The following is a 14,994-nucleotide window of genomic DNA, read 5'->3' as shown; positions in this document are numbered from 1 at the left end:
GCTGCATCGGCCGCACCGGCGACGTCAGCGACACAGGAATCACCGGCGGCACAGGGAGCGTCAGCGGCATCGGCCGCACCTGCATCGTCAGTGATGCCGAAACCACCAGCAGCACAGGGAGCACAGGCAGCACCAGCATCAGCTGCATCGGCCGCACCGGCGTCGTCAGCGACACAGGAATCACCGGCGGCACAGGGTGCGTCAGCGGCATCGGCCGCACCTGCATCGTCAGTGATGCCGAAGCCACCAGCAGCACAGGGAGCACAGGCAGCGCCAGCAGCACAGCGAGTACCGGTTGCACCAGCAGCTCCGGCAGCTCCGGCAGCACAGGGAGCACAGGGAGCACAGGGAGCACAGGGAGCACCAGCAGCGCCCGCCGTCCGCCCATCACCCATCACCCTCGCCGCCGCTGCAGCAGCGCCGGTTGCGCCGGTGCTGGGCCAGCAGATCCTGCGTCCGTCCAGTGGCGATATGGCACAGGTTGCCACAGCGCTCGGTCGGCTGCCTGACGCTGGCAGCGTGCGCCGCGCCGCTAGCCAGACCTTGCCCAGCAATGTCGGTACCAGCGCCATCCGGGGCAGCATGACGTCCCTCAATCGCGTCATCGCTACCCGCAACGAGGCCGGCAATGTCGGTGGCGCCGGTCTGGGCAGCGGGCTGTCTTCGGGCGAGGCGGCTCGCGATCGTCAGGTCTGGCTCATGCCCTTCGAGTCGCGCACCAACCAGGATGACCGCAACGGTGAACCCGGTTTCAGCGCCAGTACCTGGGGTATGGCCACCGGCGCCGAAATGGAACTGGAGCGCGGACGCGTCGGCCTGTCTTACGCCTACGCCAGCACCCGGGCCAGCGGCAACACCGCCATCACCGGTGCCGGCAGCCGCAGTCGTACCGAGTCCAATATGTTGGCCCTCTACGGCAACGTCCCGCTGGGCGAACTGGCACTGACCTGGCAGGCTGATCTGGGTCGCAACGGCAATCGTCTGTCGCGCGAGATGCGCTTCGGTGGTCTCAACCGCATCGCCACCAGCCACTATCACAGCTGGCATGCGCATTTGGGCGCAAACGTATCATTCACGCTGCCCTTGAGTGAAGCAATGAGTCTGGCACCTGCCCTGCAGATCGACTATACGCGGCTGCAAAGCCCGTCCTACGCCGAGAGCGGGGCAGGGGCGCTGAACCTGTCGGTACAGGGCAAGCGCAGCGAAGCACTCTTGCTCGGTACCAGTGCACGACTGAACTACACCCTGACGTCATCGTCGCAGATCAGCAGCTACCTCGGGGTCAGCTACGATGTCATCAACGGTCGTGACGATCTGGTGGCCACCTACGCGGGGGCACCCGGCCAGGCCTTCACCACGCCCGGCCCCGCGCACTCACCCTGGCTGTTGAAGGGCGGCGTGAGCTATCGCTTCAAGCTGCCGAAGTCGGCAGAGATCTCTCTGCGCATCGATGCCGAAGGGCGCAGCGGTTTCATCAACAAGTCTGCAGCAGTCAAGGCAGGCTGGCGTTTCTGATGATCCATGCACTGATACGCTGAAACCCTGACACTTTGAAACCCGCCAAGCGGCCGCACTTGTAGCGGCCGCTTGGCGTTTGCAGGACTCGGTGTGCCGCCGACGGAACCGGGCCGGGTACTGATCCGCATGGGCCGGCAGCGTCCGTTTGTTCGGCATGACATCAAACGGGATGAGCTGGATGCCCGCGACAAGCGCTCACAAATCCTTGCTCAGTTCAGCCACCAGATAATCGAGGAAGATCTCCACGCTGCGCGGCAAGGTCCGTCCTGCCAGTGTCTGCACTTCCACGAAACGGCCGTCGGCCGGGCAATCGCGGATCGGTCGCATGGTCAGCTCGCCGCGCTCGATGCGGTAGCGCACGGTGACGTCGCCGGTGATGGAGAGCGCATCGTTGTCCAGCACATAGTTGTGCAGCGACTGGATATAGTTGCTGGTCATGACCGGTTCGATCACCACCTGCTGACGGCTGCAGGCGATGTCGAACAACTGGCGCAGCGTCGTGGTCGGGTCGGGCAGAGCCAGGGGATAGGGTTTGAGCTGGCCCAGCGAGACCTGGCGGAAACGCGCCAGCGGATGCTCGTTGCGCATCACCAGAGCAATCGGGCCGGGCTGGCGGTGCACCACCTTGATTTCCGGTTCCGGCAGACGTGCGAAGGTCAGCCCGATATCGGCATTGCCCTCGCGGACCTGGCGCGACACCACCGCCGGCGCCCCCACGAACAGCTGGAACACGAAGCCCGGATAGTGCTGCTGGAAGGCGTTGATCAGCCGCGGCAGGAAATCGATCGCAAAACCCTCCGAGGCCGACAGCCGCACGCGTCCACTGCGCAAGCCTTTCAAGGCCTGCAAGTCGGCGACCACGCGGTCGGCTTCCAGCGCCATCTTGCGCGCGTGCGCAGCCAACATCTCGCCGCCCGCCGACAGCACCATCCCGCGCGGACGCCGCTCAAACAAAATCGTGTCCAGCGTTTCCTCAAGACTGCTGATCTGGCGGCTGATGGCCGAGCTGGCCACGTTCAGACGCTGCGATGCTTCGCTGATGGAACCGCATCGCACCACTTCCAGGAAGTAGCGCAAGGCAGTGTCTTGCAGTTGCTGTGATTTCATCCCGAGATTCCTTCCAGTCTGACCAGATCTGACCAGGGCCCTGGCCCCGGCAAATAATTTCCCGCTTTATTTGGTGCGTGCTTCACGCCTTTGGTGCAGCACCGCCAGTATCCCGGCGCACCGCGATGCTGCACCTGCTCCACGCCCCGCGACCCAGCAGGGATGCGACTTTTGCCAGGGTGGTCACATTGTGGTGCAGCATTTTTGCGTTCTGGTATCGGCAACGCAGGCTTAGAAATTTGATGATTGTGGCATCGATAAATCCTAGCCTAGTATGCCCCTCGATGTCGCGGTTTTTCTTGAACCCATTTCATCAACAGGCAGGCTCGCCTATTGATGAAATGGGTTCCAATTTGTCTTATTCGAACGAAGGGGCAGGAATGAACGCACTACACACATCTCTCTTGGCTTGGTCGCGCTGCGCGGTACTGGTGGCGGGGGCGTTGGGCGCTTCGGTTGCGCATGCCAACAAGGCCAATGACACTCTGGTCTATGCCTCCGACAGTGAAGTCGAGAACATCAGCCAGTATCACAACAACCTGCGCGAAGGCGTGATCCTGGCACACCTGATCTGGGATACGCTGATCTATCGCGATCCCAAGACCAACGAGTACAAGCCGCAACTGGCGACCTCCTGGAAATGGGAATCGCCCACCGCGCTGGTGCTGGACCTGCGCCAGGGCGTGCAATTCCAGAACGGCGACAAGTTCAGCGCCGACGATGTGGTGTTCACCTTCAACTATGTGGTTTCGCCCGAATCCAAGGCGGTCACGCGGCAGAATACCGACTGGATCAAGAGCGTCGACAAGCTCGGCGACTATCAGGTCCGCATCAACCTGAAGGGGCCTTTCCCCGCCGCGCTCGAATACCTGGCCGGTCCGCTGCCGATCTATCCGGCGGCCTACTTCAAGAAGGTCGGGCTGGAAGGTTTCTCCAAGGCGCCCATCGGCACCGGTCCCTACAAGGTCACCAGCGTCACGCCAGGGCAGGGCGTGACCCTGGTCAAGAACCCCAACTACTTCAAGGACAGCCCGCAGGGCCAGCCTTCGATCGGCAACATCAAGTTCGTGGTCATTCCCGATCCGGAAACCCGCGCCGCGCAACTGATGACCGGTGCCATCGACTGGATCTGGCGGGTACCGCCCGACCAGGCCGATGCGCTCAAGACCAACCCCAAGCTGACCGTGCAAAGCGGCGAGACCATGCGCGTCGGTTTCATCACCTTGGATACCACCGGCACCTCGGCGCCCAATTCACCCTTCAAGGATCTGCGCGTGCGCCAGGCGGTCAATTACGCCATCAACCGCAAGGGCTATGCCGACAACCTGATGCGTGGCGGCAGCCAGCCGGTCTACACCGCCTGCTTCCGTACCCAGTTCGGCTGTGACAGCAATGCCGTCATCAAGTACGACTACAACCCGGCCAAGGCCAAGGAACTGCTGGCAGCAGCCGGCTATCCGAACGGCTTTGATACCGACATCTATGCCTATCGCGAGCGCGAAATCGCCGAAGCCATCATCGGCGACCTGCGCAAGGTCGGCATCCGCGCCCGCCTGCATTACATGAAGTTCGCCGCCCTGCAGACCGAATACCGCGGCGGCAAGACCCCCATGAGCTTCTATTCCTGGGGCTCGTTCTCGATGAACGATACCTCGGCCTTTGCCGGTGTCTACTTCAAGGGGGGCGCCGATGACATCACCAAGGATCCGCAACTGCAGCAGTTCCTTCAGGTTGCCGATACCTCGATCGATCCGGCGGTGCGCAAGGCCAATTACAGCAAGGCCCTGGAGCTGATCTCAAAACAGGCGTATGTGGCGCCGATGTTTTCCTACTCGACCTTCTATGCCTTCAATTCGCAGCTGAAGTTCCAGGGTTATCCGGACGAGTTGCCGCGTTTCTACGAAGCTTCCTGGAAGTAAGCCCGGTGGCGCACGCTCTGCGTGCGCCGTTCCTGACATCGTCCGCCCAGTCTCCGCAAGGAAGGACCGCCATGTTGATCTACCTCCTGCGCCGCCTGGCCATCGCCTTGTGCGTGGCCCTGACGGTGTCCGTCGTCAGCTTCACGCTGCTGCATCTTTCGGGTGACCTGGCGGTCTCCATCGCCGGGCCGGAAGCCACCGCCGCCCAGGTCGAGTCGGTGCGCACCCAGTTCGGTCTGGACCGTCCGCTGACCACGCAATACTTCGACTGGCTGGGACGTGCCGTGCAGCTCGATTTCGGCAAGTCCTTCTACTTCCAGGGGCCGGTGATGGAAATGATTTCCGAACGCCTGCCCATCACCTTCAAGCTCGGTGGCAGCGCCTTGCTGCTGGCCATCCTGACCGCCATTCCGCTAGGGGTGCTGGCTGCGCTCTATCGGGATACCTGGCTGGATCGCGCCGCGCTGCTCATCGCCGTGGTTGGCCAGGCCATGCCCAGTTTCTGGTTCGGGCTGACCTTGATCCTGATCTTCGCCGTGACCCTGCACTGGCTGCCGGTGGCCGGCAACGACAGCTGGCAGCACTTCGTCCTGCCCGCCGTGGCCCTGGGCTATTACGCCATGCCGGCCATGATGCGGCTCACGCGTTCGGGCATGCTCGAAGTGCTGGGATCGGACTACATCCGCACGGCGCGCGCCAAGGGACTCTCCCGGGCGCGGGTGGTGTTCAAGCATGCACTGCGCAACGCCGTCATTCCGGTGGTGGCGCTGGCGGCCGTGGAGCTGGGCTTCATGCTGGGCGGCTCGGTGGTCATCGAATCGGTCTACTCGATGCAGGGCCTGGGACAGCTGGCGTGGGATGCCATCTCGCGCAACGACTATCCGGTGGTGCAGGCGGTCGTGCTGATCATCGCCATGTTCTACATCGGGCTGACCTTCCTGGCCGATGTCATCAATGCGCTGCTGGACCCGCGCATCCGTACCCGCTGATCCTGCCAGGAGACCCCATGAGCGCAACCACCTCCTCTACCTTGCCCGTCACCCCCATGCTCACGACCACCTTGCCGCCCTTGCCCGCATGGCGCCGCAAGCTGCGCCGCCTGCTGGGCCATCGCGGCCTCATGCTGGGCGCACTGGTGCTGGCGCTGATCGTGCTGGCGGCAATCTTTGCGCCGTTGCTGGCGCCGCACGATCCCTTCGACCAGGACGTCACCGCGCGCCTGATCCCGCCGGTGTGGCAGGCCCAGGGCAGTTGGGAACACATCCTCGGCACCGACAAGCTGGGCCGCGACTATCTCTCGCGCCTGATCTTCGGTGCGCGCGTGTCACTGACCATCGGCATTGCCGCGGCCCTGATCTCGGGGCTGATCGGCACGACGCTGGGCGTGCTGGCAGGCTACTTCGGCGGACGCACCGATGCCGTCATCAGCTATCTCATCACCACGCGGCTGGCCATGCCGGTGGTGCTGGTGGCATTGGCCATGGCCTCGCTGGTGGGCGGTTCCCTCAAGGTGGTGATCGTGCTGCTGGGGCTGCTGCTGTGGGATCGTTTCGCGGTGGTGACGCGCTCGGCCACACAGCAGTTGCGCGACGCCGAATTCATCGCGGCAGCCAAGGCCATCGGTGCCTCCACACCCTACATCCTGGTGCGCGAGATCCTGCCCAACATCATGGGGGCGCTCATCGTGGTCGCCACCCTCGAAATGGCCCACGCCATCCTGCTGGAGGCCACGCTGTCCTTCCTGGGACTGGGCGTGCAGCCGCCCACGCCCTCGTGGGGCCTGATGGTGGCCGAGGGCAAGACCTACATGTTCTTCAAGCCCTGGGTGATCGTCATTCCAGGTGTGGCGCTGGCGCTGCTGGTGCTGGCAATCAATCTGGTCGGCGATGGCCTGCGAGATGTCAACGCACCCGATGGCCGCAACTGATCCGTCACGCAAGGAGAACCCCATGAGTGTATTGCTGGACGTGAAGAACCTGAAGGTGGACCTGCCCACCGAGAACGGCATGCTGCATGCCGTGCGCGGCATCGATTTCCAGGTCAGCCGTGGCGAGATGCTGTGCCTGGTCGGCGAGTCCGGCTGCGGCAAGTCCATGACCTCGCTGGCCCTGATGGGTCTGCTGCCGCGCAAGGCGCAATGCAGCGCCGACCACATCCTCTTCGATGGTGCCGACCTCAATGGCATGAGCGAACGGCAGCGCATGCAGTTGCGCGGCAAGCGCATGGCGATGATCTTCCAGGAGCCGATGACCTCGCTCAATCCCGCCTATACGCTGGGCAACCAGCTGTGCGAGGCGATGTTGCAGCAGCCCGGCGTGACGCGCGCCGAGGCGCGCGAGCGGGCACTCTACCTGCTGCACCGGACCGGCATCGGCAACGCCGAAGACCGCCTGCGCCAGTATCCGCACCAGCTCTCGGGCGGCCTGCGCCAGCGCGTGATGATCGCCATGTCGCTCATGTGCAGTCCCGACCTCATCATCGCCGACGAACCCACCACCGCACTGGATGTCACCATCCAGGCGCAGATCCTGCGCATGATCCGCGAGCTGCAGCAGGAGTTCGGCACCGCCGTCATCTTCATCACGCATGACCTCGGCGTGGTCTCGCGCATCGCCGACCGGGTTGCGGTGATGTATGCGGGGCAGGTGGTGGAGACCAGCGGTGTGGCGCAACTCTTTGCACAGCCGCGCCATCCCTACACGCGCGGCTTGCTCAACTGCATTCCGGTGCGCGGCAAGACCTTGCCGGGCAGCCGGCTGCAAGCCATTCCCGGGGTGGTGCCCAGCCTGGTCGGGCAGGTCAGCGGCTGTGCCTTCCGCAATCGCTGCACCCTGGCCGACAGCGGCTGCGAACAGGACCCGCCGATGGTGCAGCAGGGCAGTCCCGGTTTGTCGCATGAGGCACGCTGCTTCAAGCTCGATGTGCCGGTGTCGGCACTGGAGGTGGCGGCATGAGTGCCTCTCTGAATCCCCAGCCGCCGCTGGACGATATCGCGCTCGAATTGTGCGCGCTGACCAAGGTGTATCCGCTCAAGCGCGGCTTGTTCCAGGCACCGGGTCAACTGAAGGCGGTCGATGACGTTTCGCTGCGTCTGTATCGTGGCGAAACCCTCGGTCTCGTCGGCGAATCCGGCTGCGGCAAGAGCACCCTGGCCAAGATGCTGCTGGGCCTGCTGGCACCGACCTCGGGCAATGTGCTCATCAACGGCCAGGAAGTCGATCCGACCGAGCGCCGCCAGCATGCGCGGCATATCCAGCCGATCTTCCAGGACCCGTATTCCTCGCTCAATCCGCGCAAGACCGTGGGCGAGATCGTCGGCCTGCCGCTCAAGCTGCACGGCATCGGCAGTGCCGCCGAGCGCAGCCGCCAGGTCAGGCAGATCCTCGATCTGGTCGGCATGCCCGAACGCACCCACACGCAGTATCCCAACCAGCTCTCCGGCGGTCAGCGCCAGCGGGTGGCGATTGCGCGGGCACTGATCCTGCGGCCCGACATCCTCATCTGCGATGAACCGACCTCGGCGCTGGATGTGTCGGTGCAGGCGCAGATTCTCAACCTGCTGCTGGACCTCAAGGCCGAATTCGGCCTGACGTATCTCTTCATCAGCCACGACCTCGGTGTGGTGGAGCATCTGGTGGACCGGGTCGCCGTGATGAACAAGGGCAGCATCGTGGAATTGGCCTCACGTGAACAACTCTTCAGCGATCCCCAGCATCCCTATACCCGCATGCTGCTGGCCTCGGCGCTCACGCCCGATCCGGGCCTGGGCATTCCGGCCCTGGCGGCAGCCGCTTGAGAACATGAACGAATCTGAAAAAAACCAAGGAGCAGCAGCATGAGCAGAGCACAAGCCATTGCCGGCGTACAGGCTTATTTCGACGACGGCCGTTTCATGGAAACCCTGAAGCGCCGCGTAGCCATCCGTACCGAAAGCCAGGAAGCGGCCAGCCTGCCCATCCTCTACGACTATCTGCAGCAGGAGATCATGCCTTCTCTGCAGACACTGGGCTTTGTCTGCGAGGTGATCGACAATCCGCTGCCTGGCGGCAGCCCCTTCCTGATCGCCGAGCGCGTCGAGGAGGGGGCGGCTTTCACCTTGCTCACCTACGGCCACGGCGATGTGGTGCGCGGCTATGACAATCAGTGGCGTGCCGGTCTCTCGCCCTGGGAGATCGTGGTCGAAGGCGAGCGCTGGTACGGGCGCGGCATCGCCGACAACAAGGCCCAGCACACCATCAACCTGGCGGCGCTGGAAGAAGTCATGAAGGTGCGCGGCGGGCAGTTGGGCTACAACGTCAAGCTGATCCTGGAGATGGGCGAGGAGACCGGTTCGCCCGGTCTCAACGAAGTCTGCCGCCAGCATGCGCAACGCCTGAAGGCCGATCTCTTCATCGCCTCCGATGGTCCGCGGGTGAATGCGCCTACCCCGACCATGTTCCTGGGTTCGCGCGGTGGCTGCAATTTCGACCTGACCTGCCATCTGCGTGATGGTGGCCACCACTCGGGCAACTGGGGCGGCCTGCTGCGCAACCCCGGCGTGCGTCTGGCCAATGCGATTGCCTGCCTGGTCGACGAGCGTGGCGCCATCCGCGTCCCCGCGCTGCTGCCGGAGGCGCTGCCGCAGAGCGTGCGCAAGGCGCTGGCCAGCGTCAAGGTGGGCGGCGGTCCGACCGATCCCGAGATCGATCCCGACTGGGGCGAGCCCGATCTGACCCCGGCCGAACGTGTCTTCGGCTGGAACACGCTGGAAGTGCTGGCCTTCAAGACCGGCAATCCGGAAGCCCCGGTCAATGCCATTCCCGGACGCGCCACTGCGCATTGCCAGATTCGCTTCGTGGTCGGCAGTGATGATGCGCATTTCATCGAACACATCCGCGCGCATCTGGATGAACATGGTTATGACGATGTGCAGGTGGCGCTGTCGGGCGTGCAGTTCGCCGCCACCCGGCTCGATCCGGACGATGAATGGGTACGCTGGGGCCTGGCCTCGCTGCAGGAGAGCACCGGCAAGACGCCCACGCTGCTGCCCAACCTGGGCGGCTCGCTGCCCAATGACGTCTTCTCCGAAACCCTGGGCCTGCCCACGCTGTGGGTGCCGCACTCCTATCCGGCCTGCTCACAGCATGCGCCCAACGAGCATATACTGGCCAGCGTGTCGCGCGAGTCGCTGCAACTGATGGCGGGCCTGTTCTGGGACCTGGCCGAGCAGGGCCGCGAAGTGCTGGCACGACGCACATCCCCCACGGAGAAACGATGAGTCACCCCCACGAGCAGGACCTCTGCGAGGTCGCCGACCTGCATGACATCCACGAGGAAATCACCGGCATCCGCCGCCACCTGCACCAGCATCCCGAACTGTCCTTCGAGGAAGTCGATACCGCTGCCCTGGTAGCGGCGCGCCTGCAGGAATGGGGCTACGCGGTCACCCGCCATATCGGCGGCAATGGCCTGGTCGCCACGCTGCGGGCCGGCAGCAGTGCGCGCAGCATCGGCCTGCGCGCCGACATGGATGCCTTGCCCATCCACGAGGAAACCGGCCTGGCCTGGTCCAGCGTCAAGCCCGGTGCCATGCACGCCTGCGGCCACGATGGCCATACGGCGATGTTGCTGGGCGCGGCCAAGCACCTGGCGCGCACGCGCCGTTTCGACGGCACGCTGCACCTGATCTTCCAGCCGGCCGAGGAAGCCGGTTTTGACAGCGGGGCGCAGAAGATGCTGGCCGATGGTCTCTTCGAGCGCTTCCCCTGCGATGCCGTCTTCGGCATCCACAATCACCCGGGGGTAGAGGCGGGGACCTTCATGTTCAGGAGCGGCCCCTTCATGGCGGCCTGCGATACCGTCAAGATCCGCATCGCCGGTCGCGGCAGCCATGCGGCGCGACCGCACCTGTCGGTCGATCCGGTGGTGGCCGCCGCCAGCCTGGTGATGGCCTTGCAGACGGTGGTCTCGCGCAATGTCGATCCCATGGAGACCGCAGTGGTGACGGTGGGCAGCCTGCATGCGGGCAAGGCGTCCAACGTGATTCCGGAATTCGCCACGCTGGAGTTGAGCGTGCGCTCCTTCAAGCCCGAGGTACGCGCGTTGCTGGAAGAGCGCATTCGCGCGCTGGTGGCCCTGCATGCCGAAAGCTATGGTGCCGGTGCCGAGATCGAGTATCTGCGCGGCTATCCGGTGCTGGTCAACAGCGAGGCCGAGACCGAGTTTGCCCGCGGCGTGGCCGAGGAACTGGTGGGTGCCGACAAGGTGATCGCCCCCTTCGGTCCGATTGCCGGCAGCGAAGACTTCGCCTACTTCCTGCAGCAGCGGCCCGGCTGCTTCTTGCGCGTGGGCAACGGGCAGGGACGGCCGATGCTGCACAATGCCGGTTACGATTTCAATGATGCCAATATCCCGGTGGGAGCCGCCTTCTGGACCCGGCTGGTGGAGCGCTGGCTGCCCGTCAAGGCCGGCTGAGAGGGGGCGTCGGGCGGCTTATGCGTCAACAGCATAAGCGCATGACGAATGCTTCGTTTTCAGCAGGAGCATGGCCCGGTACATTGGGGGTGTCTCCTCAGACGTCCTTGGACTTGGACAATTCGAGTCTGAACCCGCCGCGCGCAAGCCTGGCGGGTTTTTTTTCAGGCTGTTTCCCTGCAGCACGCGGGCTTGAAATTCACGTAACTTTCACGGCGCATGGCAGAGCTTGATGCGCCACAAAGCCCGAGCCCAGGCTGCTGTCGAGCTGGCAAGTGGCGTTGCGGGCTCAGGAATTCCCCGATGTTCGCAGTCAAGCGGGGCCACTACCATGGGAACCAATGAAACACGGTCTGTGCTCCGGACTCCCGACATCACGGTGGGGTCGTGACTGGCACGCAAGACCTTGCCGAAGTATCTTGCCATTGGAGCCAGCCATGTCCTTCGTTACCGAACCCGTACCGGGTGAAATCACCCTCATGTTCATCAGCTATCTGGTCTTCTGTACCGTCCTGATGTACCTCTTCGTCAAGACCGACAAGGAATGGGGCCGGCTGGAAGTGTCGCTGGACGACGTCGACCAGCGCGACCAGCAGGTGATGGCCTCGGCCCTGCGCTACGTGACGGTGGATGCGGAAGACCGTTCGCTGTTCAACAACGGCCTGACCCGCCCGTCACTGCAGCATTGCGCACAGTATCACGATGTCGATTGCACCTGTTTCATGCAGGAGCCGAAGAAGCAGGATTGAATGCCCGGGGTGAGGGATGGTGGGGGGAAGTGAAGTAGTGGGGTGGGGGAAGTGAAGTCGTGCCGCTGCAGGGACTAGGGGTAGTTCTTCCGGCATCGCAGTAGCAGTAGCAGTAGCAGTAGCAGTAGCAGTAGCAGTAGCAGCAGAGTTTGAGCAGCAAAGATCTCTTGAGGGTGGAACGGCAAGTCGTGAAACCGCTTTTGTTCCAAAGCGCGTCACGCATCGGGACTGCGCAGTCCGGCATTCCCGTGAAGCGGCTTAGCGGCTTGCCCGTTCTTTTCCATGAGAAAATAGCGCCCATGCAAAGCTCACATTCCTCCGCGCAGAATTTGCGCCCATTGATTCCCCTGGCCGATTATCAACGTATCTTCCGCGTCATCCATTCCGTCCTGCACAGCGTGGAAGCCGATATCCCGGCCGCCAGCTTCTTCTTTTCCGTCACTGCCGCCCAGATCCTCAAGAAGTTCTACAAGCGCAACGCCTTCCCCGTGGCCGGCGCTGCCTTCTACCTGATTCGTGAAGACGGCGGTGGTGCGCTGTCCTTCGGCACCCTGGGCGAAGACGGCCAGAGCGTGGCCAGCCATCAGGACGCCTTCCATGCCTGGGTGCAATGCGACGGCTATGTGCTGGACTTCATGGCGCCGCTGTTCCAGGAATTGCTGGTCTCGGCCGGCCATCCGCTGCCGGTGCCGCGCCAGATGTTCCAGAAGGACTTGCAGCGCATGAGCGCGGGCGTGCAGGCGCTGGTCCGGCCGGGGGATTTCTTCCTGGCCTCCAATCTCGAACTCACGCGTGAACTGCTGCAGCAGTTCATGGCCAAGAAGGCCCTCACCAATCTCTCGCAACTGTGCCTGGAATGGTTCCGCAAGCCGCCCAAGGCGATGCCGGACGACCTGGCCCTGCAAGGCAGTGATGGCGAAGTCTCGCGCATCAAGTTGCAAGCCACCGCCATTGATGGGGTCTGGTAAGACCGTTCAGCCAGTTCTTGAGGGAAATGTCATGGAGGCGGACGCCTCCGAAAGGAGGGTGTGCTGGACAGATGTCCAACACACCATGCGGTCATACATATCGGTTGCATGTACCGCACTAAGCTTCGCACTATAGTTCGTCGTTATGACGGCTTCGTGACATTTCCGTTTTCCGTTTTTCTTCTCTTCGTCCTTTTTCTTCATCTCCCTGTGCACTGTCATGGGGAGGTCATACGCGGCCACTAGACTTGCGCCTGTCTCCTCTGACTCCGTGCAGATGTTGTTGCCTGCGATGCGAGCGCATCGCAGGTTTTTTTCTTCGGATCAGCCAGTTTCTCCTTGCTTCATGCTTCACGCCCAGGCCGGACAGTGGCGTCGTAACCCGGCAGGTCGCACACGTGATGGAAGTCGCGGTCCTCCCTTCCCGGCAAGTGCATGCTTGCCGGTGCGCGGCGCGGGGTGCGTCCCTCCCTTCCGGGCAGGCTCCATGACTGGAGTCTGCCCATCGCTTTTCCTCCGTTCCGTCCTCCCTTGCACGGCGCTTGCCCATCGGCTGCTCTGGTGATGAATTCCCTTTGCAATCAATTACTTGGATGGCTTACCCAGCGCTTTTCCACAGGCTTGCCACCAGAATATGTGGATATCCGGGCCAGGCAGGCATGATCCCGGGCCCTGCCTGCGTCTTGTTACTTCACATAAAATCGTTTGGAATCAATGGCTTGAGTGGCTTGTCCAGGCCTTTTCCACAGGCTTGCCACCAAAAAATGTGGATATCGCCGCGCTCGGCCAGTCTGGGCGCGGCTTTGCGGCGGACCGCCCGGCCCGCCAACAAAGTGCACGACTTTGCATCTGAGCGTGAATTTCCTTTGTAATCAAAGGCTTGTCTGGCTTTTCAAGTGCTTGTCCACAGGCTTGCTCCCAAAAAGTGTGGATATCCTGCCGAAATGTTCCGTGGCCCGTGTCCGAAGGGGGGAGGTGCCAGGTTTGGGGGCTGCTTGCCTCACTCTGTTGCGATATTGAAAAGTTGTTTCAAATCAATGGCTTGATGGGCTTGTCAAGGGCTTCTCCACAAGCTTGCCACCAGAAAATGTGGATATCGTCGCTGCTCCTGAGGCGGCGTTCCCGGGTGTCTGCCTGTCCCCTTTTTGCCGCGCCTTGCTGCGGCAGCGGAAAGTCCTTTGCAATCAATGCCTTGTCCGACTTGCCCAGTGCTTCTCCACAGGCTTGCACCCAAAAAATGTGGATATCCGGGCAAGTTGCCAGACGCGATGCAGAGACGAGCCTCATCGCAGTCGGCCTGCCCCAACTCTGCGCGTTGCCGAAGCGGAGTCGAAAAATGTAGAAGAATCAAGGGTTTGGGTGGCTTGTCAAAGCCTTGTCCACAAGCTTGCCCCCGTAAAATGTGGATAAGACCTGCCTGCGGCAGGTCTTGGAAACAGGCTGGGACAACTGGGGGAAACTGGGGATAAGCGGCGGCGCAGCAGAGCACGCCGCCGTGTGGTCGTCAGCCCTGGTCGGGGGCGCTGTAGGGTTCGACGCTGACGGCCTTCATGCTGTAGCTGGAGGCGCCCATGGACGAATCCGAGCGCTCTACCTTGAGCACGCCGCTGATCCATACCGCATCCATGGTGCGCACGTTCTTGACGGCCTTGACGCTCCTGACGTGAATGATCTGGTTGGCCGGCGGTGGCGGCACGTGGATGCAGGCGCCGAAGTAGGGGACCAGCAGGAATTCCTTGAGCGCCTCGCCTTCGCGGTCCAGCGAGACCACGAAGCCGGGCAGGCGCACCGGCTTGCCTTCCATGGATGGATCGACGGGCGCCTCCTTCCAGTATTTCTTGGCCTTCCAGAGCGCGGCATCGGCGCGCGGGTCATCATCGGTCATCTGGTCCAGCTTCAGGCCCTTGAAGGGCGCCATCGGGTCCCAGTTCTTGGGGATGAGCGATTCCCAGGCGATCTCCTGGAAGCCGTTGACCATCTTGCCCGAGGCCTGATAGGGCTTTTCGGTGACGGCCGCGCTTTGCTGCAGGTGATCACCGACCTTGTATTGGCCGCTGGCGGCGTCGCTTACGCCGGCGACGGTGCTGCCACTGTCGGCGCGCGCAGTCACGGCCGGGACGGCACCTGCCAGCGGGCCACCGGCGACGGTGGCGGATGCTCCGGCAGAGGCCGGTGCCGGCGCCGCCCGCGCATCGTCATGCGCCAGCAGGCGCACACCGCTGCCCACCAGCAGGCCGGCGGCGACGATGCCGCCCATCCAGTAAAGAGTCTTCATGTCAG

The 14,994-nt window shown here is 63.1% G+C and carries 13 protein-coding genes and 1 pseudogene; 10 read left to right on the top strand and 4 right to left on the bottom strand.

The window, feature by feature from the left end; all coding sequences use genetic code 11:
- Positions 1-301 (bottom strand): annotated as a pseudogene (locus GWL_RS12230) (hypothetical protein); the annotation flags it as partial.
- 170 nt (positions 302-471) lie between these two features.
- On the opposite strand from GWL_RS12230, the gene GWL_RS12225 reads away from it, so the two are divergent.
- Positions 472-1,515, top strand: a complete 1,044-nt coding sequence (locus GWL_RS12225) for an autotransporter domain-containing protein (RefSeq protein ID WP_237713554.1) — start codon at positions 472-474, stop codon at positions 1,513-1,515.
- A 198-nt stretch (positions 1,516-1,713) separates the two neighbouring features.
- Here GWL_RS12225 and GWL_RS12220 read toward each other — a convergent pair whose 3' ends face one another.
- On the bottom strand, positions 1,714-2,625 hold the full coding sequence (locus GWL_RS12220; RefSeq protein WP_008330474.1) for a LysR family transcriptional regulator: 912 nt from the start codon (positions 2,623-2,625) through the stop codon (positions 1,714-1,716).
- Between the two features lie 380 nt (positions 2,626-3,005).
- On the opposite strand from GWL_RS12220, the gene GWL_RS12215 reads away from it, so the two are divergent.
- The 9 genes from GWL_RS12215 to GWL_RS12175 all read left to right on the top strand — a co-directional run bounded on the left by GWL_RS12215 (position 3,006) and on the right by GWL_RS12175 (position 12,714).
- Positions 3,006-4,544: an ABC transporter substrate-binding protein gene (locus GWL_RS12215; RefSeq protein WP_008330458.1), complete on the top strand. Its 1,539-nt coding sequence runs from the start codon at positions 3,006-3,008 to the stop codon at positions 4,542-4,544.
- A 71-nt stretch (positions 4,545-4,615) separates the two neighbouring features.
- A complete protein-coding gene (locus tag GWL_RS12210; protein WP_008330456.1) occupies positions 4,616-5,533 on the top strand; it encodes an ABC transporter permease in 918 nt (305 codons plus the stop codon).
- Positions 5,534-5,550: 17 nt separating this feature from the next.
- Entirely contained in the window at positions 5,551-6,471 is a 921-nt protein-coding gene (locus GWL_RS12205) for an ABC transporter permease (protein ID WP_008330453.1), read from the top strand.
- Between the two features lie 22 nt (positions 6,472-6,493).
- Complete coding sequence (locus GWL_RS12200; protein ID WP_008330451.1) at positions 6,494-7,498, top strand: ABC transporter ATP-binding protein; 1,005 nt, start codon at positions 6,494-6,496, stop codon at positions 7,496-7,498.
- Complete coding sequence (locus tag GWL_RS12195) at positions 7,495-8,340, top strand: ATP-binding cassette domain-containing protein (protein WP_008330445.1); 846 nt, start codon at positions 7,495-7,497, stop codon at positions 8,338-8,340. The genes GWL_RS12200 and GWL_RS12195 overlap by 4 nt, the downstream gene beginning before the upstream one ends.
- A gap of 39 nt (positions 8,341-8,379) precedes the next feature.
- Positions 8,380-9,801, top strand: a complete 1,422-nt coding sequence (locus GWL_RS12190; protein ID WP_008330437.1) for a M20 family metallopeptidase — start codon at positions 8,380-8,382, stop codon at positions 9,799-9,801.
- The gene (locus GWL_RS12185) at positions 9,798-10,997 is read left to right on the top strand and encodes a M20 aminoacylase family protein (protein WP_008330435.1); all 1,200 of its coding nucleotides are present in this window, start codon (positions 9,798-9,800) and stop codon (positions 10,995-10,997) included. The genes GWL_RS12190 and GWL_RS12185 overlap by 4 nt, the downstream gene beginning before the upstream one ends.
- A 437-nt stretch (positions 10,998-11,434) precedes the next feature.
- A complete protein-coding gene (locus GWL_RS12180) occupies positions 11,435-11,746 on the top strand; it encodes a hypothetical protein (RefSeq protein ID WP_008330434.1) in 312 nt (103 codons plus the stop codon).
- Positions 11,747-12,045: 299 nt separating this feature from the next.
- Positions 12,046-12,714 (top strand): DUF2026 family protein, encoded by a 669-nt coding sequence (locus tag GWL_RS12175; protein WP_034350488.1) that lies wholly within the window; start codon positions 12,046-12,048, stop codon positions 12,712-12,714.
- Between the two features lie 1,029 nt (positions 12,715-13,743).
- Here the strand turns inward: GWL_RS12175 and GWL_RS12165 are convergent.
- Positions 13,744-14,001, bottom strand: coding sequence for a hypothetical protein (locus GWL_RS12165; RefSeq protein WP_034350486.1), 258 nt, complete (start codon positions 13,999-14,001; stop codon positions 13,744-13,746).
- Between the two features lie 217 nt (positions 14,002-14,218).
- Positions 14,219-14,989: a DUF3299 domain-containing protein gene (locus GWL_RS12160; RefSeq protein ID WP_008330431.1), complete on the bottom strand. Its 771-nt coding sequence runs from the start codon at positions 14,987-14,989 to the stop codon at positions 14,219-14,221.
- Positions 14,990-14,994 lie beyond the last annotated feature (5 nt).

This window comes from Herbaspirillum sp. GW103, from assembly GCF_000261365.1.
Taxonomy (GTDB): domain Bacteria; phylum Pseudomonadota; class Gammaproteobacteria; order Burkholderiales; family Burkholderiaceae_D; genus Herbaspirillum.
Note: the sequence above shows the minus strand (reverse complement) of the source record. Positions and strands in the feature narration are given on the sequence as shown.